The sequence below is a fragment of the Kitasatospora sp. NPDC058218 genome (assembly GCF_042882445.1).
Classification (GTDB): domain Bacteria; phylum Actinomycetota; class Actinomycetes; order Streptomycetales; family Streptomycetaceae; genus Kitasatospora.
Genome location: NZ_JBHVWC010000047.1, coordinates 62340 through 82091, shown reverse-complemented (window position 1 = coordinate 82091; position 19752 = coordinate 62340). Strand labels below are relative to the sequence as shown.

The 19752-nt window shown below is 73.9% G+C and carries 22 protein-coding genes; 10 read left to right on the top strand and 12 right to left on the bottom strand.

From position 1 onward, the window contains the following. Positions 1-54: 54 nt before the first annotated feature. The gene (locus tag ACFVYI_RS27775) at positions 55-813 is read right to left on the bottom strand and encodes a phosphoglyceromutase (RefSeq protein ID WP_360634331.1); all 759 of its coding nucleotides are present in this window, start codon (positions 811-813) and stop codon (positions 55-57) included. Between the two features lie 174 nt (positions 814-987). Between ACFVYI_RS27775 and ACFVYI_RS27770 the strand changes: the two genes are divergently transcribed. Further along, the gene (locus ACFVYI_RS27770) at positions 988-2262 is read left to right on the top strand and encodes an MDR family MFS transporter (protein WP_387890448.1); all 1275 of its coding nucleotides are present in this window, start codon (positions 988-990) and stop codon (positions 2260-2262) included. A 42-nt stretch (positions 2263-2304) separates the two neighbouring features. Here ACFVYI_RS27770 and ACFVYI_RS27765 read toward each other — a convergent pair whose 3' ends face one another. Then, entirely contained in the window at positions 2305-2820 is a 516-nt protein-coding gene (locus ACFVYI_RS27765; protein WP_387890446.1) for a YbjN domain-containing protein, read from the bottom strand. A gap of 95 nt (positions 2821-2915) precedes the next feature. Next, on the bottom strand, positions 2916-4241 hold the full coding sequence (mshA, locus tag ACFVYI_RS27760) for a D-inositol-3-phosphate glycosyltransferase (RefSeq protein WP_387890453.1): 1326 nt from the start codon (positions 4239-4241) through the stop codon (positions 2916-2918). A 479-nt stretch (positions 4242-4720) separates the two neighbouring features. Between mshA and ACFVYI_RS27755 the strand changes: the two genes are divergently transcribed. Further along, positions 4721-5551 carry a class I SAM-dependent methyltransferase gene (locus ACFVYI_RS27755; RefSeq protein WP_387890443.1) on the top strand — a complete coding sequence of 277 codons (831 nt, stop codon included), beginning with the start codon at positions 4721-4723 and terminating at the stop codon, positions 5549-5551. A gap of 217 nt (positions 5552-5768) precedes the next feature. Here the strand turns inward: ACFVYI_RS27755 and ACFVYI_RS27750 are convergent, their stop codons facing one another. Next, entirely contained in the window at positions 5769-6380 is a 612-nt protein-coding gene (locus ACFVYI_RS27750; RefSeq protein ID WP_387890440.1) for an O-acetyl-ADP-ribose deacetylase, read from the bottom strand. A 243-nt stretch (positions 6381-6623) separates the two neighbouring features. Here ACFVYI_RS27750 and ACFVYI_RS27745 point away from each other — a divergent pair, with 243 nt between their 5' ends. After that, on the top strand, positions 6624-8099 hold the full coding sequence (locus tag ACFVYI_RS27745) for a PP2C family protein-serine/threonine phosphatase (RefSeq protein WP_387890438.1): 1476 nt from the start codon (positions 6624-6626) through the stop codon (positions 8097-8099). Between the two features lie 126 nt (positions 8100-8225). On the opposite strand, the gene ACFVYI_RS27740 is transcribed toward ACFVYI_RS27745, so the two are convergent. The 3 genes from ACFVYI_RS27740 to ACFVYI_RS27730 form a co-directional block, all read right to left on the bottom strand. After that, entirely contained in the window at positions 8226-8579 is a 354-nt protein-coding gene (locus ACFVYI_RS27740; protein WP_387890435.1) for a DUF2516 family protein, read from the bottom strand. A gap of 145 nt (positions 8580-8724) precedes the next feature. Then, on the bottom strand, positions 8725-9255 hold the full coding sequence (locus tag ACFVYI_RS27735; RefSeq protein ID WP_387890433.1) for a hypothetical protein: 531 nt from the start codon (positions 9253-9255) through the stop codon (positions 8725-8727). Between the two features lie 18 nt (positions 9256-9273). After that, on the bottom strand, positions 9274-9717 hold the full coding sequence (locus ACFVYI_RS27730; RefSeq protein ID WP_387890431.1) for a helix-turn-helix domain-containing protein: 444 nt from the start codon (positions 9715-9717) through the stop codon (positions 9274-9276). Between the two features lie 314 nt (positions 9718-10031). Here ACFVYI_RS27730 and ACFVYI_RS27725 point away from each other — a divergent pair, with 314 nt between their 5' ends. The 4 genes from ACFVYI_RS27725 to ACFVYI_RS27710 all read left to right on the top strand — a co-directional run bounded on the left by ACFVYI_RS27725 (position 10032) and on the right by ACFVYI_RS27710 (position 13335). Next, complete coding sequence (locus tag ACFVYI_RS27725; protein ID WP_387890428.1) at positions 10032-10550, top strand: hypothetical protein; 519 nt, start codon at positions 10032-10034, stop codon at positions 10548-10550. A gap of 84 nt (positions 10551-10634) precedes the next feature. Further along, positions 10635-11480 carry a DUF4097 domain-containing protein gene (locus ACFVYI_RS27720; protein ID WP_387890426.1) on the top strand — a complete coding sequence of 282 codons (846 nt, stop codon included), beginning with the start codon at positions 10635-10637 and terminating at the stop codon, positions 11478-11480. A gap of 65 nt (positions 11481-11545) precedes the next feature. Then, the gene (locus tag ACFVYI_RS27715; RefSeq protein ID WP_387890423.1) at positions 11546-12547 is read left to right on the top strand and encodes an ATP-binding cassette domain-containing protein; all 1002 of its coding nucleotides are present in this window, start codon (positions 11546-11548) and stop codon (positions 12545-12547) included. Next, entirely contained in the window at positions 12544-13335 is a 792-nt protein-coding gene (locus tag ACFVYI_RS27710) for an ABC transporter permease (protein WP_387890421.1), read from the top strand. The genes ACFVYI_RS27715 and ACFVYI_RS27710 overlap by 4 nt, the downstream gene beginning before the upstream one ends. Positions 13336-13491: 156 nt before the next feature. Here the strand turns inward: ACFVYI_RS27710 and ACFVYI_RS27705 are convergent, their stop codons facing one another. From ACFVYI_RS27705 to ACFVYI_RS27695, 3 genes are all read right to left on the bottom strand, one after another. After that, positions 13492-13683 (bottom strand): hypothetical protein, encoded by a 192-nt coding sequence (locus ACFVYI_RS27705; RefSeq protein WP_387890418.1) that lies wholly within the window; start codon positions 13681-13683, stop codon positions 13492-13494. A 93-nt stretch (positions 13684-13776) separates the two neighbouring features. Beyond that, complete coding sequence (locus tag ACFVYI_RS27700; RefSeq protein WP_387890416.1) at positions 13777-13998, bottom strand: hypothetical protein; 222 nt, start codon at positions 13996-13998, stop codon at positions 13777-13779. Between the two features lie 45 nt (positions 13999-14043). Next, positions 14044-15174, bottom strand: coding sequence for a MerR family transcriptional regulator (locus ACFVYI_RS27695; protein WP_387890413.1), 1131 nt, complete (start codon positions 15172-15174; stop codon positions 14044-14046). 274 nt (positions 15175-15448) lie between these two features. Between ACFVYI_RS27695 and ACFVYI_RS27690 the strand changes: the two genes are divergently transcribed. Further along, positions 15449-16063 carry a YceI family protein gene (locus ACFVYI_RS27690; protein WP_387890412.1) on the top strand — a complete coding sequence of 205 codons (615 nt, stop codon included), beginning with the start codon at positions 15449-15451 and terminating at the stop codon, positions 16061-16063. 155 nt (positions 16064-16218) lie between these two features. Here ACFVYI_RS27690 and ACFVYI_RS27685 read toward each other — a convergent pair whose 3' ends face one another. After that, the gene (locus ACFVYI_RS27685) at positions 16219-17187 is read right to left on the bottom strand and encodes a LysR family transcriptional regulator (RefSeq protein ID WP_387890409.1); all 969 of its coding nucleotides are present in this window, start codon (positions 17185-17187) and stop codon (positions 16219-16221) included. Between the two features lie 111 nt (positions 17188-17298). Between ACFVYI_RS27685 and ACFVYI_RS27680 the strand changes: the two genes are divergently transcribed. Next, a complete protein-coding gene (locus ACFVYI_RS27680) occupies positions 17299-18606 on the top strand; it encodes an MFS transporter (protein ID WP_387890406.1) in 1308 nt (435 codons plus the stop codon). A gap of 10 nt (positions 18607-18616) precedes the next feature. Next, on the top strand, positions 18617-19102 hold the full coding sequence (locus ACFVYI_RS27675) for an Appr-1-p processing protein (protein WP_387890404.1): 486 nt from the start codon (positions 18617-18619) through the stop codon (positions 19100-19102). 49 nt (positions 19103-19151) lie between these two features. On the opposite strand, the gene ACFVYI_RS27670 is transcribed toward ACFVYI_RS27675, so the two are convergent. Continuing rightward, positions 19152-19694 (bottom strand): GNAT family N-acetyltransferase, encoded by a 543-nt coding sequence (locus ACFVYI_RS27670; protein WP_387890402.1) that lies wholly within the window; start codon positions 19692-19694, stop codon positions 19152-19154. Between the last annotated feature and the right edge of the window lie 58 nt (positions 19695-19752).

Here is a 19752-nt window from a genome sequence, read left to right as displayed (position 1 = left end):
CGCCTCCCCCGTATCGGGGAGGCGGGGCCGTCGCCGTGGTCGAACCGCTCGGGCTTACTTCTTGCCCTGGTTCTTGACGGCCTCGATGGCGGCCGCGGCGGCGTCCGCGTCGAGGTAGCGGCCGCCCTTGGCGACCGGCTTGAAGTCGGCGTCCAGCTCGTAGACCAGGGGGATGCCGGTCGGGATGTTGAGGCCGGCGATGTCCTCGTCGGAGATGCCGTCGAGGTGCTTGACCAGCGCGCGCAGGCTGTTGCCGTGGGCGGTCACCAGGACGGTCTTGCCGGCGGCGAGGTCCGGGACGATGGCGTCGTACCAGTACGGGAGCATCCGGTCGACGACGTCCTTGAGGCACTCGGTGTTCGGGCGCAGCTCGCTCGGGATGTCGGCGTAGCGGGCCTCACCGGCCTGGGAGTACTCGGCGTCGTCGGCCAGCGCCGGCGGCGGGGTGTCGTACGAGCGGCGCCAGAGCTGGAACTGCTCCTCGCCGAACTCGGCCAGGGTCTGGGCCTTGTCCTTGCCCTGGAGGGCGCCGTAGTGGCGCTCGTTCAGACGCCAGCTGCGGCTGACCGGGATCCAGTGGCGGTCGGCCTTGTCCAGGGCGATCTGCGAGGTGCGGATCGCCCGGCGCAGCAGCGAGGTGTGCACCACATCGGGGAAGAGGCCCTCGGCGGCGAGGAGCTCGCCACCACGTGCGGCCTCCTTCTCGCCCTTCTCGTTGAGGTCGACGTCGACCCAACCGGTGAACAGGTTCTTCTGGTTCCACTGGCTCTCGCCGTGGCGGAGGAGGATGAGTCGGTACGTCGTGTCAGCCATGGCCCCCAGCTTAATGGAGGCCACTAAATGGCTGGTCGGGACCCGAGCCCATGTGTAATGTGTGCATCGCCTTAGTGACACTTACCTCACCGCAGCGCGGACCTGCCGGTCCGCTCAGCGGGACGCCTGCCGCCCGGGAGCCCCCACATGCCCGATTCGCCCCTTCCTGACCGCATGAGAAGAGTCGCGAGCGAGACGGTGGGCGGGCTGCCCCGGCAGTTCTGGTGGCTCTGGACGTCGACCCTGATCAACAAGCTCGGCGCGTTCGTCGTCACGTTCCTGGCACTCTATTTGACGACCGAGCGGGGGTACTCGGCCTCGTACGCGGGCCTGGTCGCCTCGCTCTTCGGCCTCGGATCGGCGATCGCGGCGATCGTCGCCGGTGTGCTGACCGACCGGATCGGGCGGCGTCCGACCCTGGTCGCCGCGCAGCTCGGCACCGCGCTCTTCACCGCGGTGCTGGGCTTCACCGACGGCCAGGTGGCGATCGCCGCGGTCGCCTTCCTGGTCGGCTTCTGCAACAACGCGACCCGCCCGGCCACCTCCGCGATCATCGCCGACATCGTGCCGGCCGAGGACCGGGTCCGCGCCTACTCGCTGAACTACTGGGCGATCAACATCGGCTTCGGCCTCTCGGCGGCCGCCGCCGGCCTGATCGCCACCCACGGCTACCTCACGCTCTTCCTGCTGGACGCGCTCTCCACGCTGGTCTGCGCGGTGGTGATCTTCGTCCGGATCCCCGAGACCAAGCCGGACGCCCCGGCGGCCCGGGCGAACGAGCCCGCGGTCGGCCTGGGCACGGTCTTCCGGGACAGCCGTTTCATGGCGGTCGTGGCACTCAACCTGCTGCTCGCCCTGGTCGCCCAGCAGGGCAGCACCACCCTCGCCGTGGACATGGGCCGCAACGGCATCACCGCGACCCAGTACGGCCTGGTCATCGGCCTCAACGGGCTGCTGATCGTGGTGCTGCAGATCCCGCTCACCCGGTGGATGGAGGGGCGCAACCGGACGGCGCTCCTGGTCGCCAGCGCGCTGTTCATCGGCTGGGGCTTCGGGCTGACCGCGCTCGCCGGCTCGTCCGCGTGGTTCTACGCGTTCACGGTGGCGGTCTGGACGATCGGCGAGATCCTGAACGCGCCGACCATGATGGGCCTGGTCGCGGAGCTGTCGCCGACCCACGCGCGCGGCCGCTACCAAGGGGTCTACTCGCTCTCCTGGTCGCTCGCCTCGTTCCTCGGCCCGGCGGTCGGCGGGGTGCTGCTGGAGCGGGCCGGCAGCGCGGCGATGTGGGGCGCCTGCGCGGTCTGCGGCACCGTCGCGGCGAGCGGGTACGTGCTGCTCGGACGGCGCCCGGGCGCGGCGACGGCCGGCGTGCCGGCGCGGCGGACACCGGCGGCGGCGGTCGACGTGTCGGCGAAGGCCCCGGTGGAGGCCCCGGCCGGTTCCTGAGGCGGAGCGCGGTCCGGTGCCCGATGAACCGGGCCCGGGCCGCTACTGCTGCGCCGTCGGCGCGGCGAGGTGCGCGAAGGCGGCCAGGTTGCGGGTGGACTCGCCGCGCTTGGTGCGCCACTCCCACTCGCGCCGGATCGCCGAGGCGAAGCCCAGCTCCAGCAGCGTGTTGAACGGCTCGTCGGCGCTCTCCAGCACCGTCCCGAGCAACCGGTCGACGGAGTCCGCGGTGAGCGCCTCCAGCGGCAGCCGGCCGGCCAGGTAGACGTCGCCGAGCGGGTCGATCGCGTAGGCGACGCCGTACAGCCGGGTGTTGCGCTCCAGCAGCCAGCGGTAGACGCCCTCGTGGTTCTCGTCCGGGCGGCGGATCACGAAGGCGTTCACCGAGAGGGTGTGGTCGCCGACCCGGAGGGCGCAGGTGGTGCTCAGCTTGCGGGTGCCCGGGAGGGTCGCCACCAGGGTGTACGGGTCGGTGGTGGCCGGCTCCCAGGCCACCCCGGCCTCGTCCAGGGCGGCGCGCAGGAGGGTGAGGGCCTCGTCCTTGGTGCGGATTGCCATGGGGGTGACGTTACTCGGCGGTACCGGTGGCGCGCAGCAGCGGACCGGCCCGGGCCCTGCCGCGGATCCGTGGCGGATCCGCGTCGGCGGTGCGCTCAGGCCAGACGGAGCCGGGATCCGGTGAGCCGGCCCGCCGGGCGGGCCAGACTGCCGGCGTACACCTCGGCCATGGTCGCCGCCGCGGTGTCCCAGCCGAATCCGGCGGCGTGCCGGGCCGCCGCCTCGCCCCGCCGGGCGACCAGCGCCGGCTGGGTGACGTAGGGCTCCAGCGCGTGCGACCAGTCCTGCGGATCGTGGCCGCGGACCAGCGTGCCGGTCACACCGTCCTGGACGGCGACCGGCAGGCCGCCCACCGCGGCCGCCACCACCGGAGTGCCGCAGGCCTGCGCCTCCAGCGCGACCAGCCCGAAGGACTCGCTGTACGAGGGCATCACCAGCGCCGTCGCCGCGCGGTACCACTCGGCGAGCAGGGCCTGACCGACCGGCCGGTGGAACCGGACGACGTCGCCGATGCCCAGCTGGGCGGCGAGCTTGTGCAGGCTCTCCGGCTTGGCCAGGCCGGTGCCGGACGGTCCGCCGACCACCGGGACCACCAGCCGCTCGCGCAGCTGCGGTCGCCTCTCCAGCAGCGCCGCGACCGCCCGGAGCAGCACGTCCGGCGCCTTCAGCGGCTGTATCCGGCCGGCGAACAGCAGCACGGCGGCGTCCTGCGGCAGACCGAGCCGGGCCCGTGCGGCGGCGCGCGTGCCCGCGGCGCCGGGACGGAAGACGTCCAGGTTGACGCCCGGGTGGACGACGGCGAGCTGGTCGGGGCGGGCCGCGTAGTGCAGGGCCAGCTCGGCGGCCTCCTCGGTGGTGTTGGCGATCAGCCGGTCGGCGGCCTCCACCACCTGCGTCTCGCCGATCACCCGGGCGGCCGGCTCAGGGGTGTCGCCCTCGGCCAGCGCGGCGTTCTTGACCTTCGCCATGGTGTGCATGGTGTGCACCAGCGGCACGCCCCAGCGCTGGGCGGCCAGCCAGCCGACCTGGCCGGAGAGCCAGTAGTGCGAGTGCACCAGGTCGTAGTGGCCGGGGCGGTGGCCGGCCTCGGTGCGCAGCACGCCGTGGGTGAAGGCGCAGAGCTGGGCCGGGAGGTCCTCCTTGACCAGGCCCTCGTACGGGCCGGCGGTGACGTGGCGCACCAGGACGCCGGGGGCCAGCTCGACGGTGGGCGCGTCGTCCGAGCAGATCGCCCGGGTGAAGACCTCGACCTCGATGTCGAGCTCGGCGAGGCGCTTGGCCAGCTCCACGATGTAGACGTTCATCCCGCCCGCGTCACCGGTGCCGGGCTGGTGCAGCGGGGAGGTGTGGACGCTGAGCATGGCTATCCGGCGCGGACGGCGCTGGCGGCCCGGGACGAGCGACTGGAGCCGACCCCGCACGGGCGGAGTCGGCTGGGCACGGCGTACCGGACGGACGGGATGCTGGATCACCTGGCTGAAGCCTCCTCTGTGCTGCCCGTCTCTGCAGCCTGCTTGCCTGCCTGCTGTTCGGTGTGTGCGCTGCCGCCCACGCCGCACCGCCGCGTCACGGTGGTGATGCGGCGGCGTGCTGCCCCGTCCGGGCGTGCACCACCACCAGTGTGCCAACCACGTGGTCATCGACCGGCATTCCCGTCCCGGCCCATGAGATGGCCCACGGGTGGGGACCTGGAGGTGGGCGGTGGTGGGGAGGGGTGGCGGGAGGCGGGCCGAGGTGGTGGGAAGCGGGCCGGTGCGCCGGGGCGGACCAGGGCGCGGGTGGTGTCGGGAGGTGTGGCGGGGCGCGCGGCGGAGCGGGCGGGGGCCCGGCCGGCGCGGGCGGGGTGGCACGTGCGGGTGGCGGTGCGGTGCGGCCGGGGGCTCCCCGTACGCTTCTGGGCATGGCCGCCTTCTTCGACTCCGCGACCGCGCCCGCCCGCGGGCGGGCCGGGCGTCCGGTGGGGACCGTGACGCGGGGGACCACCAACACCAACCGGCTGCGCCGGATGGACCGCTGGATCGCCCACGCGCTGGGGCCCGCGCTTCGGTCCGCCGACCGGCCGCCGGTCGCCGTCGACCTCGGCTACGGCGCCGCGCCGTGGACGGCCGTCGAGCTCGCCGGGCGGCTGCGGACGGTGCGGCCGGACGTCCGGGTGGTGGGGATCGAGATCGAGCCGGAGCGGGTCGCGGCGGCGCTGCCGTACGCCGAACCGCCGCTGCTCACCTTCCGGCGCGGCGGCTTCGAGGTGCCCCTGGACGGCGGTGCGCCGGCCCAGCTGATCCGGGCCGCCAACGTGCTGCGGCAGTACGACGAGTCGGCGGTGGCCGGGGTCTGGGACCGGCTCCGGGCCCGGCTGGCACCGGACGGGCTGCTGGTCGAGGGGACGTGCGACGAGATCGGGCGCCGGCACGTCTGGGTCGCGCTCGGGCCGGAGGGCCCCCGTACGGTGACCTTCGCGGCCCGGCTGGGCGGCCTCGGGCTCCCCTCCGACCTCGCCGAACGGCTGCCCAAGGCACTGATCCACCACAACGTGCCGGGCCGGCCGGTGCACGCCTTCCTCGCCGACTTCGACCGCGCCTGGGCGGCGGCGGCGCCGTACGGGGCGTTCGGCGCCCGACAGCGCTGGGTGGCCGCGTGCACGGCGCTGGCGGGCAGCTGGCCGCTGGTGGACGCGCGCGGACGGTGGCGCCAGGGCGAGGTCACCGTCCCCTGGACGGCGCTCGCCCCGTAGCCGCCCCCCGGGCGCGGCCCCCGTCCGGGCAGGAGCGGGTGAGCGAACCCGGGGATTCACTCGAACGAGTTATCGAATACCTCTGGCGTGTTGACGCCTCGTCACGCCACGATGGGGGCACTCGGCCGGCACCTCGCGTCCGGTCCTTCCGACCCTTCCGACCCGGCGTTTCACTCGCTCCAGCCCCTCCCCTTCGACTCGCGACCGACCCGGCGGCTCACGACCGGCCCTCCTGCTCCTGACCCCCGGGCTCCTCCGACTCCTGCCCCTGCGACCGCTCCTCATCGAGCCCCAAAGCCCGCCACTCCCGCTCGAACGCCCGGTACGCCGCCGCCCCGAACAGCACGAACCGCACCTCCTCCAGCTCTCGCACCGGCCCCGACCTCGCGGCCGCGACGGTGCCGAGCGCGATCCGGGCCGCGTCCTCCAGCGGCCACCCGTACACCCCGGCCGACACCGCCGGGAAGGCCACCGTGCGTGCGCCGAGCTCCGCCGCCACCCGGAGCGACTCGCGGTAGCACGAGGCCAGTTGCTCGGCCCTCTTGTCGTACTCCTCCACCAGATGGACCGGCCCCACCGTGTGGACCACCCAGCGGGCCGGCAGCCGCCCTGCCGTGGTCGCCACCGCGCGCCCGGCGGGCAGCCCCTTGCCGTAGTGCGAGGCCCGAAGCCTTCGGCAGTCCTCCAGGATCTGCGGCCCGCCCTTGCGGTGGATCGCACCGTCCACGCCACCGCCTCCCAGCAGGGAGGAGTTGGCGGCGTTCACCACCGCGTCCACCTGCTGTTCCGTGATGTCACCCTCGACCAGGGTGATCCGTGTCACCGTCATGTCCGCCCTCCGCCGTCCGTCCCGGAGCTCGCAGGCGCGTGCTCCGACTGTCACCCCCGTACCCGTCACCCCACCACCCGTCGCACCGCCACCGGCGTGGCAAGAGCCACAACGGCGCCGGGCGGCCGAAGAAATCCCCGGAGTCACGTTATGGTCGCGAGAAGTTCCCCGGCGCAGAGTGCCAGGCGGGCACTGCGGACGGGCGCCGACCGTTACGCACTCGGGGAAAAGGAGGATCAGTCGATGCCCGCAACGGGAGACGGGCGGGCACCTGGTGCCGCGGACCTGTTGGGCGCCCTCGACGGCGCCCTCTCCGACCGCGCCCGCAACCGGCCCGCCTCCGCCGAACAGTCGGCCGCTCCGGCCACCGCGACTCCGCCGATACCCCATCCCCGGTCGAACGCCTCCCCGGGGGGCACCTCCCCCACCGTGGCGTCCGCCGCCCCGCTCAAGCTGCTGGTGATCGAGGACGACGCCTCCGACGCCCAGTTGCTCAAGGCCGCCGTCGCCGACAGCGGCGCCCCGATCGAGATCCACTGGGCCCGCGGGCTGGAGCAGGCCTCCGAACTGCTGGCCGCCGGTTCCTCGGGCAGCCGGCGCGGACGGCCCCGGGCCGGCAGTTTCAGCTGTGTGCTGCTCGACCTGGCCGCCCCCGCCGACCTGCCGCACCCCTCGGACGCCTCCGACGGCCTGGAGGGCCTGCACGAGCTGCTCCGGCGGGCCCCGCACACCGCCGTCGTGGTGCTCACCGACGCCGCCGGCGCCGAACTGGGAGCCGCCGCGGTGGCCGCCGGGGCCCAGGACTTCCTGATCAAGCACGAGACGGACGGTCCGCTGCTGGCCCGCGCCCTGCGGTACGCCGTCGAGCGCAAGCGCGCCGACGAGTCACAGCGCCGGCTGGTCGAGGCCGAGCTGCGCGGCCAGGAGAACGCCCGCCTTCAGCGCCACCTGCTGCCCACGCCACTGCTGGACGGCGCCGGGCTCTCCTTCACCCGGCGCTACCGCCCCGGCCGCCGCCGCGCGCTGCTCGGCGGCGACTTCTACGACGCCGTCCGCACCGACGACGGCACCGTCCACGTGGTGATCGGGGACGTCTGCGGCCACGGCCCGGACGAGGCGGCCCTCGGGGTGGCGCTCCGGATAGCGTGGCGCACCCTGGTCTTCGCCGGCCTCACCGGCGAGGCGCTGTTGACCACCCTTCAGCACGTCCTGGAGCACGAGCGGCGCAGCGACGAGATCTTCGCGACGCTCTGCATGCTGGTCATCGAACCGGGCGGCGCGACCGGTGAACCCGGCTCGCTCGGCGCCGTCGAACACGCCCGGCTCTACCTCGCCGGGCACCCCGCTCCCCTGCTGCTCGGCACTGACCACAAGCCGGTGACGCTGCCGGCCGACCCGGCCGGCCCCGCGCTCGGCCTGCTGCCCTGCGACGACGGCCAGGCCGTCTGGCCGGCGCACCGGCTCGAACTCCGCCCCGGTTGGCGGCTGCTGCTCTACACCGACGGGCTGATCGAGGGTCGGGTGGGCGCCGGCTCCCGCCGCCTCGGCCAGGACGGGCTGGCCGACCTCGTGGGCGACCACCAGTCCGCCGGGCTGACCAGGGGCCGCCTCATCGACAGCGCGATCGCCGAGGTCGAGGAGCTGAACGGCGGCGCACTGACGGACGATGTCGCGGTGCTGCTGCTGGAACGCAACCCGGTGCAGCTGATCCTGGGCTGAGGTGCCCCGCCGGGCACCAGCGGGCGCCAGGAAGTACGGCCGGCACCAGGCGGGAACAGCGGCGAGCCCCGGTGCGCGCGGATCGGTCCGCGTGCACCCGGGGCTCGGCCTGCCACTCCGTACGCTCTACCAGGGGCCGTACGGGCCCGTGTTGCGCTGGTCGCCCCGGCCGCCGCCCCGGTTCGTCAGCTCCCGGATCGCCGGGCGCACGTCGACCATGTAGACGATCGCGGCCACCAGGCCACCCAGGGTCAGGAAGCTGGTCAGGAAGTTGGCCCCGAACAGCAGGTCGAGCCCGAAGGCGATGCCCAGGACGGCCAGCCAGAATCCCTTGGTCTTCTTGTCCGTCGCCCGGTAGCCGTCCTCCGGACGGGTGGCCGCGTCGACCAGTGCGAACAGCTTGAAGCCCAGGATGGCGACGGCCAGCCACCAGAACGGGTTCAGGTAGTCCAAGCCCAGGATCTGAGCCACTCCGCCCATCGCGGTCTCCTCTGCGTCTCGGCTCCGGCGTGTCGGCCGCCGCCCATCCTGGCACGGCGGACCGTCCGCCACGGTGTCAACGTCCCGAGGTCACCGGATGTGCCCCGGGCGGCCCGCTCCCCGCCGGATGGCGGCGGTGACGGCGCTACTCGGCGGCCTTCTTGGCGCGGGCGGCCTTCTTCGGAGCGGGCTCGGCGGCCGGCTCGTCGTCCTCGACCAGTTCGGCGTCGACCGGCTCCGCGTCGACCGGCTCGGGCTCCGCCGCGGACTGCTCCGCCCCGGGCTCGACGGCGTCGGCCGGACCGCCCCGCTCGACGACACCCTTGCCGCGCTCGGCCAGCTCGTCGTAGGCCTCCTTGGCCTTCACCGCCAGCTCGACCGCACGGCCGACCTGCTGGAGGGCGAAGCTCTGCGCCTTCTCCTGGAGCACCTTGAGGTCGGCGGGCAGGGTGGTCACGGTGCCCGCGACCTTCGCCTGCGCCTCGACCAGCCTGGCCTGCGCCTCCTGGAGCCTGGCGGTCGCCTTGTCCTGCGCGCCCTTGCGGTCCGCCGCCAGGGCCTCGACCTTGCCGGGCACCTCGCGCAGCTTCTCGTAGGCGAGGTCGCCCGCGCCGGCGAGGGCGTAGAGCGGCGTCGGGTCGCTCAGGGTCTTCTTGATCTCGTCCGTGATCGGCATGACCGGTCCTCCCGTGGTCTAGGTTGCCGGGCCGGCGGCCGTCGGGCCGTCGGCTTCGGGGTCGTAGGGGTCGTCGGGGTCGTCGGGGTCGTCGGGCGCCGCGTCCGTGTCCTTACGGGCGGCGTTCTCCTTGAGGAAGGCGTCGTAGACCGCGAGCAGCGCCTGCTTCTGCTGCTCATTGATCAGCGGATCGGCCAGGATCGAGGCCCGCAGCTCCAGGCCCTCACCCCGCCGCTCCTCCAGGATCCCGGCCTGGACGTACAGCGTCTCCGCCGAGATCCGCAGTGCCTTGGCGATCTGTTGCAGGATCTCCGCGCTCGGCTTGCGCAACCCTCGCTCGATCTGGCTGAGGTAGGGGTTGGACACGCCGGCGGCCTCCGCCAGTTGTCGCAGCGAGTACTGCGCGTTCCGCCGCTGCTCGCGGATGTACTCGCCCAGCGAGCCGACGTTCAGTGAGGCCATGCGTCCAGCCTGCCCCACCGTGCTTGCAAATGCAAGCAGAGTGCTAGCAGCAGCAAACGCGGCGCCGACGGGAGCCGGGGCGCCTCCCCGCGACACCGTGGCACCACTCGGCGCGAAGTGACGCAGCTTGGCGCCATCCGGTGCCACGTGGCACCACTCGGCGCCGCCAGGACCCTGGCGACACGCCTGGCGCCACCACCACTCGACGAGATGCCATCACATTTCCGCAGCTCAGAGCAGTATCGCCGGACGGTGGCCCCGCGATGCCACCACGGGGCTTGCACATGGAGCCATCATGGTGCCATCATGGCGTCATGGACCTCACCCCGTACATCGACACCCTCCGCCGCGAACTCGCGGTGGCCGCCGAAGCCGGCGGTGACGAAGCCCGCGAGCTGGCCGAGAGGCTCACCGCCCCCCTGGAGTCGGCGGCCCGGCTGACCATGCTCAACGTGCTCTCCGCCGCGATGGACGAGATCACCCGTGAACTCGCCCCCGGCTCGGTCGACGTACGGCTGCGCGGGCTCGACCCCGACTTCGTGGTGACATCACCGGCCACCGGCGGGGGCGCCCCCGTGGAGCCGGCCGCGCCCGTCGAGCCGCTCCAGGCGCCGGCGCCCGCCGACGGCGACGAGGGTGGCACCGCCCGCGTCAACCTGCGGCTGCCGGCCCACCTCAAGGCGCGGGCCGAGGAGGCCGCGGGCCGCGAGGGCCTGTCGGTCAACGCGTGGCTGGTGCGGGCCGTGTCGGCCGCGGTCGACGGCGGCACGCGTCCGCGTACGGCGGGGAAGACCCAGACCATCGGACAGAGCATCACGGGCTGGGTGCGCTAGCCACGCCCCCGCCGGCACCACGTCACTCACCCACCACGTCCCACCAGCGGGGACGCCACTGAGACCCAAGAGGACGGTACAGCCATGCCTTCTTTCGACACTCCCGCCCCGATCGCCGTCACCGCCCACGTGGAGGCCGGCTCCATCCGCTTCACCGCGGCGGACCGCCCTGACACCGTGGTCGAGGTGCGGCCCCGCGACCCGAAGAAGGACCAGGACGTACGGGCCGCCGACCAGACCGAGGTCAGCTACGCCGGCGGCACCCTGACCGTCAGGACGCCGAAGCAGCGCAATTCGCTCCGCCGCCCCGGCATCGTCGACGTGACGGTCGAGCTGCCCACGGGCTCGCGCATCGACATGACCGGCGCCTGGACCCAGGTGCTCGGCGAGGGCCTGCTCGGCGAGGTCCGGGTGAAGAGCACCTCCGGTGACGTCCGCCTCGACACGACCGGGCCGCTCCAGCTGACCGCGTCGCACGGCTCGATCACCGTGGACCGGGTCGAGGGACCGGCCGAGATCACCACCAGCTCCGGCAGCCTGCGCGTCGGCGTCGTCGAGGGCACCGCCGTCCTGAAGAACTCCCACGGCACGACGACCGTCGCCGCCGCGATCGGCGACCTGCGGGTGAGCGGCGCCAACGGGGACATCGAGATCCGGCGCGCCGAGGGCTCGGTCGCCGCGACCACCGCCCACGGCACCCTGCGCGTGGGCGACGTGGCCCGCGGCAAGATCCAGCTGGAGACCTCCTACGGGGCCATCGAGGTCGGTGTCCGCGAGGGCACGGCCGCTTGGCTCGACGTCAGCTCGGGCTCCGGGCAGGTGCGCAACACGCTCACCACCTCCGAGGCCCCGGCGGACACCGAGGACACCGTCGAGGTCCACGCCCGAACCCGGTACGGCAACATCGACATCCTCCGCGCCAAGTCCTGACCCCGGAAGACCGGACCTCGACCCCACCCACCCCAGTCACGCCAGTCTTCGAACGGGAGGGCTCCATGCCTTCGTCTGTCATGCCCACGCCCAGGCAGAGCGACGCTCCGCAGGTGCCCGCCGCCGTCTCCGCCGTCGGCCTGTGCAAGTCCTACGGCGACAAGACCGTCCTCGACGGCATCGATCTGTACATCCCGGCCGGGTCCGTGTTCGCGCTGCTCGGGCCGAACGGCGCCGGCAAGACCACCGTCGTCAAGATCCTCTCCACCCTCATCGGCGCCGACGGCGGTCAGGCCCAGGTGGCGGGCCACGACGTCGCCGCCTCACCCGACGGGGTGCGGGCCGCGATCGGCGTCACCGGGCAGTTCTCCGCCGTCGACGGCCTGATCACCGGCGAGGAGAACATGCTCCTCATGGCCGACCTCCACCACCTGTCCAGGCGCGAGGGGCGACGGGTCGCCGCCGAGCTGCTGGAACGCTTCGACCTCACCGACGCCGCGAAGAAGCCCGCCTCCACCTACTCCGGCGGCATGAAGCGCCGCCTGGACATCGCCATGACCCTGGTCGGCAACCCGCGGATCATCTTCCTCGACGAGCCGACCACCGGCCTCGACCCACGCTCCCGCCACACCATGTGGGGGATCATCCGCGAGCTCGTCGCCGACGGCGTCACCGTCTTCCTCACCACCCAGTACCTGGACGAGGCCGACGAACTCGCCGACCGCATCGCCGTGCTCAACGACGGCAGGATCGCCGCCGAGGGCACCGCCGAAGAACTCAAGCGGCTCATCCCCGGCGGACACGTCCGCCTCCGCTTCACCGACCCGGCCGCCTACCGCGGCGCCACCACCGCCCTGCCCGAGAGCACCCGCGACGACCAGGCACTGACCCTGCGGATCCCCAGCGACGGCAGCCAGCGCGACCTGCGCACCGTCCTCGACTCCCTGGACTCCGCCGGCATCGAGGCCGACGAACTCACCGTCCACACCCCCGACCTCGACGACGTGTTCTTCGCCCTCACCGGCCCGGCCCACGTCCCCCACCAGACCGAGGAGACCGTCCGATGAGCACCCTCTCCCTCGCCGTGCGCGACTCCACCACGATGCTGCGCCGCAACCTCCTGCACGCCCGGCGCTACCCCTCCCTCACGCTGAACCTGCTGCTCACGCCGGTCATGCTGCTGCTGCTCTTCGTCTACGTCTTCGGCGACGTGATGAGCGCCGGCATCGGGACCGGCGGGGCGGACCGCTCCCAGTACCTCGCGTACCTCGTCCCGGGCATCCTGCTGCTGACCATCGGCGGCACCACGATCGGCAGCGCGGTGTCCGTCTCCAACGACATGACCGAGGGCATCATCGCCCGCTTCCGCACCATGGCGATCCACCGCGGGTCGGTGCTCATCGGGCACGTCCTCGGCAGCGTGCTGCAGTGCATGATGAGCGTGGTCCTGGTCGGGGCCGTCGCGGTGGCCATCGGCTTCCGGTCCACGGACGCCACCGCCCTGGAGTGGCTGGCGGCGTTCGGGCTGCTGACGCTCGTCGCCCTGGCGCTCACCTGGATCGCGGTCGGGATGGGCCTGTCCAGCCCGAACGCCGAGGCCGCCAGCAACAACGCGATGCCGCTGATGATCCTGCCGCTGCTGTCCAGCGCCTTCGTCCCGGTCGACGCGATGCCGGGCTGGTTCCAGCCGGTCGCCGAGTACCAGCCCTTCACCCCCGCCATCGAGACCCTGCGCGGTCTGCTGCTCGGCACCGGCATCGGCAACAACGGCTGGCTCGCGATCGCCTGGTGCGTCGGCCTGACCGCGCTCGGCTACTTCTGGTCCAAGTCGCTGTTCAACCGCGACCCGAAGTAGCGGCGGAAGGACCGGCCGGCAGCCGGCGGACCGCAACCCCCGCGCATCGTCCCGCTCCGGGGCGGCGCACCCGACACCACGTCGGGGTGCGCCGCCCCGTCGGCGCTGCGAGGCGGTCGAACCGGCTGTCACCGGCGGGAGCCGGCAGGCGCTCCGTCAGTCCTGGCCGCTGTCGGAACGCTTGAGGCTCCGACGCCGGCTCCTCCGCACGACGCGCAGCAGCTCACCCGCGGCGAGCGTCACGTCCGCCACCGCGCAGACCCATCGGGGCCCGCCGCGTTCCGCCCACACCACGCAGACGCACCCGCCGACGGCGAGCGCCAGTACCCCGAGCACCAGAACGGTCATGATCCACCCCTGTAGTCGTCCGTACGGGCTCCGTCAATCCTCTCAAGGCCGGGTGGGAAGCGGGGCAGGACGCGCGGCCGGCCCGGGGCCGGGTCAGCCGGCGGCCCGGGTGATGCGGGGCCAGAGTCGGGTGAGGAGGACGGGGAGGGAGTCGGCGGATGTGCCGCCGGGTCGGGCGGCGAGGCGGGCGGTGCGGGCCGTGCGGGGACCGCCGGCCAGGGCGGTGCGCACGGTGCGGTGGGCCAGTTCGAGACAGCGCCGCGCGGCGGGTTCGAGGGCTGCCCGGGATGCGTCGAAACCGCCGGTGTTCACCATCCGGCCGAGGCTAGCGACCGAACCGCCCCGGCCGGCATCGGCGGATCAGCCGAGGTCGGGCACCCGGATGGGCATCAGGATGGAGAAAGTGCCGTCACGGCCGGCCGTGCGGATGGCCAGGGGGGCGATGGGGCCGGTGAGTTCGAGGACGAGTTGCCCGGGGCCGGCGACCGGGAGGGCGTCGAGGAGGAAGTCGCGGTTGACCGCCACCCGGATGTCCCCCGGGGCCTGGTCGTCGTCGGCGGCGACGGTGAGCCGACCGTCCTGGTCGATGGTGAGCACGGTGACCTCGCAGGCCTCGCCGTGCGGGCCCGAGGGCAGGCTGCGGGTGGCGCCGGACTCGACGGCGCCGCGCAGCTCGGCGGCGGGCAGGCCGACCCGGTGGACCGGGTCCAGCCGGACCAGCGACCGGTAGTCGGGGTAGTCGTGGTCGAGGGCGGCGCCCTCGATCCGGTGCCCGCCGGTCTCGACCCGGACCAGGCCGGCACCGAGGGTCAGTTCGGCCTGCTCGGCACCGGAGCCCAGCAGCGCGCGGATGCCGTCGACCAGGGCGGTCGGCACGATCTCGGCCACCGGGACCCCGCCCGGGGCGGACGCGTCCGGCGCCGCCGGCACGGGTGCGGCCGGCAGCGGCACCTCGGCGAGCGCCATCCGGTACCGGTCGGTGGCGACCAGCCGCAGCAGTCCGCCGTCCAGGTCGAACAGCACGCCGGACAGCACCGGGTGTTCCGGGTCGGTGCCGACCGCGAAGCGGACCGCGCCCAGGGCCTCGGCCAGTTCGCGGGCGGGGACGGTGACGGTGTGTGCGGCGGGGGTGGCGGTCATGGGACTCTCCCTCTGGTCGATCAGTGTGCGGATCAGGGAGAGCTCCCGGCGCGCGTCGGCGAGGCCGGCCTCCAGCCGACGCAGGTGCGCGTCGACCACCCGGTGGGCCGCGCCGGAGCCGGGCTCCGCGCCGAGCACCGCCCGGATGTCGGCCAGCGGCAGGCCCACCCGCCGGAGCCGGCAGAGCAGCCGGGCGTCGGCGAGCTGACCGGGCGCGTACCAGCGGTAGCCGGTCTGCGGGTCGACCCGGGCGGGGGTGAGCACGTCGGCGCCGTCGTAGAACCGCAGCGCGCTGACGCCGAGGCCGCTGTCACGGGCCAGTTCACCGATGCTGCGCAGGTCGCTCTCCATACCCGGGACTCTGTGGCCTCGACCAGGTCGAGGGTCAAGCCGCACGGCCGGACCGGGGGCGACGATACCGATCGCCGCCGGCGCCCCCGCCCCGCAGGCACCCTCGCCCAGCAGGCACCGGGGGCTTCTGCGGTGACACCGGCGCACCCACTACGCCGTCCAGGTGATTCCACGAGCCCCCCGGGCGCCATGGTTGAACTTTGAACGAAACCACCCTATGGTGGAGCCAACAAGTTGAAGCCTAAACAAATGGCTTCGGACCCGAGGAGGAGCCATGGGCCTTTTCAACCGCACCAAGAACACCGCCGCCGCGACCACCACCGTCGCCGAGGCCCCGGCCGGCCCGGACCTGGGCCACCTCACCGGCGACTGGGCGATCGACACCACCCACAGCGAGGTCGGCTTCTCGGTCCGCCACGCCATGGTCACCAACGTCAAGGGCCGCTTCACCGAGTACGTCGGCAAGCTGCACCTGGACGGCACCGCCCCGCACAACTCCAGCGCCGAGCTGGTGATCCAGGTCGCGAGCATCGACACCAACCAGGCCCAGCGCGACGAGCACCTGCGCACCGGCGACTTCTTCGCCGCCGAGGCCCACCCGGAGATCCGCTTCCGCAGCACCTCGGCCGAGCGTCTGCGCGGCGACTCCTACCGGATGACGGGCGAGCTCACCATCAAGGGCACCACCCGGCCGATCGTGCTCGACCTCGACTACACCGGCAGCGCCACCGACGCCTACGGCGCCGATCGGGTCGGCTTCGAGGGCGTGGCCGTGCTGGACCGCACCGACTGGGGCCTCAGCTACAACGCCGCACTGGAGACGGGTGGCGTGCTGATCGGCGAGAAGGTCAAGCTCAGCTTCGACATCTCGGCCGTCAAGGCGGCCTGACCCGGCCGACCACCGCCCCGCACCCGGCGCCGACCGCCGCAGCGGAGCGCCCGCACCCGACCCGCCCCTGCCGACCCCCGAACGGCAGGGGCGGGCTCGTCTCCGCCCCCGACCACGCCGGGCGCGCGTCTCCGGCCACGCCCCGGCGCGCAGCGCTACGCCGTCACGAGCAGCGCGGCGTCGGCCTCCGCCAGCCAGCTGCCGGCCGGGCGACTCAGCCACCCCTCGCGTGCGCCGAGCTCGGCGGCCGCCGTGCCCAGCGCGGCCAGGCCCGGGTGCCGCAGGTCCGGGCGGTGCACCAGGCTGACCAGGGTCAGCGGCACCGGGTCGACCAGCGGCACGTTCACCACACCGGGGATCAGCGGCCCGCCGACGGTGGTCAGCATCGGGTCCCCGTGCCGGGTGAGGTAGCGGGCGGTCTCGTCCACCCCGACCGGCGGGACGTACGGCGCGGCGAGCGTGAGGCCGTGCGCGCGCAGCAGGTGGGTGCCGAGGTCCGCCCACTCGGTGGTGGCCGGATTGCCGGCGCAGACGTCCACCGGGTGCCCGGCCAGGTCGGCGAGCCGCAGCGCCGGCCGGTCGGCGAGCGGGTGGCCGGCCGCCATCATCACCGAGACCCGCTCCAGCCGTACCGGCGTCTGCGCCAGTTGGGCGCGCAGCCCGGCCGGCAGTCCGGCGAAGCGGCCGAACGCGGCGTCCAGCCGGTGCGCCGCCAACTCCTCGGCGGCCGCCGCGAGTCCGCCGAGGAAGCGGGCCAGGATCTCGCCCTCCGGCCAGGCGGCCCGAGCCCGTTCGAGCACCCGGTCGGTGGTCAGGTCGAGCCCGGTGACATCGCTGTTGAGGTCCAGCAGCAGCGGCCGTCGCTCGGCGCCGGCGACGATCTCGTCGTGCAGGGCCAGTAGTCGGCGGGCCTGCGGCAGCAACCGCCGCCCGGCCGGGGTGAGGTCGACGCTGCGCGTGGTCCGGGTGAGGAGCGTGTCGCCGAGGAGCTTCTCCAGCGTGCGGACGTCCCGGCTGAGGGCCTGCTGGGCGACGTGCAGCCGCTGGGCGGCCCGGCCGAAGTGCAGGGTCTCGGCCGTTGCGACGAAGCCGCGGAGCAGCCGGGGGTGCAGGTCATGGGGCATGGCGGCAGATTAACAACACCATGATGTGAGTGCGGCGAAACAGGTGTTGGACCGGGGCCGGGCGGCTGCCCGAGGCTGAAGCCCTCCCCCTCCCCCTCCCTGAGGAGCTCCATGCCCGTCTCGTACCGACGGCTGTTCGCACTGCCCGGCACCACCGCCTTCACCCTGGCCGGAGCGCTCGGCCGGGTCACGATGTCGATGAGCGGCGTCGCCCTGGTGGTGCTGCTCTCGGAGCGGCGCGGCTCGTACGCGCTGGCGGGCACCGTCTCTGCGGCCGGGCTGGCCGCCGGGGCGATCGGCATGCCGCTGATCGGCCGGCTGGTCGACCGGTACGGGCAGGCCCGCGTCACCGTCCCGGCCGCCCTGTACAACGCCGTCCCGCTCACCGGGCTGCTGCTCTGCGTGCGCCTCGGGGCGCCCGACTGGACGCTCTACGCCTGCTGGGCGGCCTGCGCGGCGGCGCCGAACCTGGGCGGCATGGCGCGGGCCCGCTGGGCGCACCTCTACCGGGACGACGCGGCCGCCCGCCACCTGGCCAACTCCTTCGAACAGTCGCTGGACGAGCTCTGCTTCATGGCCGGACCGGTCCTCGCGATGGTGCTCTGCACCACGGTGGCGCCGGAGGCCGGTCTGCTCGCCGCCGGGGCGTTCGGCACCGCCGGCGCCCTGCTGTTCGCCGCCCAGCGCCGGACCGAGCCCCCGCTCGCGGACCGGGCGCCGGGCGGGCACCTCGGCTCTCCGGGCGAAGGGCCCGGGCACCGGGCCGAGCCGGACGGACACCCCCGCGAGCAGGGCTCACCCCTGCGGGTGCCCGGGCTGCGGGTGCTGCTGCTGACCTTCCTGGCCACCGGCGTGGTCTTCGGCTCGATGGAGCTCACCACCGTCGCCTACGCCGACGCGCTCGGCCACAAGCCGCTGGCGGGCGGGCTGTTGGCGCTGGTCGCGGCCGGTTCGTGCGCGGCCGGGCTGGTCTTCGGGGTGCTCCGGCCGCGCCGGGCGCCGGGCGTCCGGTTCCTGTCCGGCGTCGCGGCGATGGCCGTGCTGCTGCTCCTGCCGCTGGCCGCCGGACTGGGCGGCGCCGGGCTCGCCCTGCTCGGGGTGGCGCTGTTCGCCGCCGGGACGGGCACCGCGCCCACCATGGTCACCGGCATGACGCTCGTCCAGGGGCTGCTGCCGCAGCGGCAGTTGAACGAGGGCATGGCGGTGGCGGTCTCCGGCATCGTGATCGGCATCTCGACCGGGGCGGCGCTCGCCGGAGCGGTGGCCGAGCACACGGCCCCCGGGACGGGCTACTGGCTGCCGGCCGGCGCCGCCTCGCTCGCCCTGCTGATCGCCCTGGCCGGACGCCGGCACCTGCGGATGCCGGACGCTCCCCCGGCGCCCGGGAGTTCCGGACGGGTTGTCAGTGCCGGCGGCTAGCCTCACCGTCATGGAACCGGCGAGCATCCGATACGTCCGTGGCGATGCCACCGCGCCCCGGGGCAAGGGCGTGAAGGTGATCGCCCATGTCTGCAACGACCTCGGCGGCTGGGGCAAGGGCTTCGTCCTGGCGCTCTCGCGGCGCTGGCCGGAGCCGGAGGCCGCGTTCCGGCGGTGGCACCGGGAGCGCGCGCGGAACGACTTCGCCCTGGGCGCCGTCCAGGTCGTCCAGGTCGAGCCGTACGTCCGGGTGGCCAACATGATCGGCCAGCGCGGCATCCGGACGGGCCGTTCGACGGGCGCCCCGGTGCGCTACGAGGCGATCGACACCGCCCTGGCGGCACTGGCCGAGCAGGCGCTCGCGCTCGGCGCCTCCGTCCACATGCCCCGGATCGGCTGCGGCCTGGCGGGCGGGCGCTGGGAGCTGGTCGAACCTCTGGTGACGGCCCGCCTGGTGGATCGGGGAGTGCCGGTGACGGTCTACGACCACGACTAGCCACCGACACGGACGCAGCACCGGCACCGGCACCGGCACCGGCAGGACCTCAGGTCGGGGATCCGCCCCGGACTCCGGCGAAGGACCAGGTGTACTCGTACTCGGGCAGCGCGTACCCGCCCGGGAAGATGCCCTCCTGCTCCGCCGTCCGCCGACCGCCCTCGCGCTCGTAGAAGGCGACCGCCCGGGTGTTGTCGCGCAGCACCTCCAGATAGAGGTCGGCTCCGGGGTGGCACGTCGCGACGTGGTCGCGTACCGCGTCGAACAGCGCGCGGCCTATGCCGCCGCCGGTGCGGCCGGGTCGGACGTGCAGGTTCTCCAGCAGCACCCGGCCGTCGGGCTGCGGCACCACGTAGGCGAACCCGACGGTGCCCCCGGCCTGTTCGGCGATCAGCAGCTCGGGGGTGTTGGCCGGCTCGCCGTAGTCGGCGGCCAGCCGCAGCGCCCACAGCTCGGCCCGCTCGGCGGCCATCCCGTCACCGAGAGCCTGCTCCGGGACGATGCCGGTGTAGGCGGTCCGCCAGCTCAGGGCATGCAGCTCGGCAATGGTCCCGCTGTCGTCCGCGGTGCCGCGGCGGATGATCACGTTCATGGGACGAGCCTCCCACACCCCCAGACTTGAACATGTTCAAGCATTGCGCCTACAGTCA

What these genes read in the sequence shown, in the direction of transcription:
- ACFVYI_RS27775 (WP_360634331.1), bottom strand. Translation starts at nt 813, where the DNA reads ATGGCTGACACGACGTACCGACTCATCCTCCTCCGCCACGGCGAGAGC.
- ACFVYI_RS27770 (WP_387890448.1), top strand. Translation starts at nt 988, where the DNA reads ATGAGAAGAGTCGCGAGCGAGACGGTGGGCGGGCTGCCCCGGCAGTTC.
- ACFVYI_RS27765 (WP_387890446.1), bottom strand. Translation starts at nt 2,820, where the DNA reads ATGGCAATCCGCACCAAGGACGAGGCCCTCACCCTCCTGCGCGCCGCC.
- ACFVYI_RS27755 (WP_387890443.1), top strand. Translation starts at nt 4,721, where the DNA reads ATGGCCGCCTTCTTCGACTCCGCGACCGCGCCCGCCCGCGGGCGGGCC.
- ACFVYI_RS27750 (WP_387890440.1), bottom strand. Translation starts at nt 6,380, where the DNA reads ATGACGGTGACACGGATCACCCTGGTCGAGGGTGACATCACGGAACAG.
- ACFVYI_RS27745 (WP_387890438.1), top strand. Translation starts at nt 6,624, where the DNA reads ATGCCCGCAACGGGAGACGGGCGGGCACCTGGTGCCGCGGACCTGTTG.
- ACFVYI_RS27740 (WP_387890435.1), bottom strand. Translation starts at nt 8,579, where the DNA reads ATGGGCGGAGTGGCTCAGATCCTGGGCTTGGACTACCTGAACCCGTTC.
- ACFVYI_RS27735 (WP_387890433.1), bottom strand. Translation starts at nt 9,255, where the DNA reads ATGCCGATCACGGACGAGATCAAGAAGACCCTGAGCGACCCGACGCCG.
- ACFVYI_RS27730 (WP_387890431.1), bottom strand. Translation starts at nt 9,717, where the DNA reads ATGGCCTCACTGAACGTCGGCTCGCTGGGCGAGTACATCCGCGAGCAG.
- ACFVYI_RS27725 (WP_387890428.1), top strand. Translation starts at nt 10,032, where the DNA reads ATGGACCTCACCCCGTACATCGACACCCTCCGCCGCGAACTCGCGGTG.
- ACFVYI_RS27720 (WP_387890426.1), top strand. Translation starts at nt 10,635, where the DNA reads ATGCCTTCTTTCGACACTCCCGCCCCGATCGCCGTCACCGCCCACGTG.
- ACFVYI_RS27715 (WP_387890423.1), top strand. Translation starts at nt 11,546, where the DNA reads ATGCCTTCGTCTGTCATGCCCACGCCCAGGCAGAGCGACGCTCCGCAG.
- ACFVYI_RS27710 (WP_387890421.1), top strand. Translation starts at nt 12,544, where the DNA reads ATGAGCACCCTCTCCCTCGCCGTGCGCGACTCCACCACGATGCTGCGC.
- ACFVYI_RS27705 (WP_387890418.1), bottom strand. Translation starts at nt 13,683, where the DNA reads ATGACCGTTCTGGTGCTCGGGGTACTGGCGCTCGCCGTCGGCGGGTGC.
- ACFVYI_RS27700 (WP_387890416.1), bottom strand. Translation starts at nt 13,998, where the DNA reads ATGGTGAACACCGGCGGTTTCGACGCATCCCGGGCAGCCCTCGAACCC.
- ACFVYI_RS27695 (WP_387890413.1), bottom strand. Translation starts at nt 15,174, where the DNA reads ATGGAGAGCGACCTGCGCAGCATCGGTGAACTGGCCCGTGACAGCGGC.
- ACFVYI_RS27690 (WP_387890412.1), top strand. Translation starts at nt 15,449, where the DNA reads ATGGGCCTTTTCAACCGCACCAAGAACACCGCCGCCGCGACCACCACC.
- ACFVYI_RS27685 (WP_387890409.1), bottom strand. Translation starts at nt 17,187, where the DNA reads ATGCCCCATGACCTGCACCCCCGGCTGCTCCGCGGCTTCGTCGCAACG.
- ACFVYI_RS27680 (WP_387890406.1), top strand. Translation starts at nt 17,299, where the DNA reads ATGCCCGTCTCGTACCGACGGCTGTTCGCACTGCCCGGCACCACCGCC.
- ACFVYI_RS27675 (WP_387890404.1), top strand. Translation starts at nt 18,617, where the DNA reads ATGGAACCGGCGAGCATCCGATACGTCCGTGGCGATGCCACCGCGCCC.
- ACFVYI_RS27670 (WP_387890402.1), bottom strand. Translation starts at nt 19,694, where the DNA reads ATGAACGTGATCATCCGCCGCGGCACCGCGGACGACAGCGGGACCATT.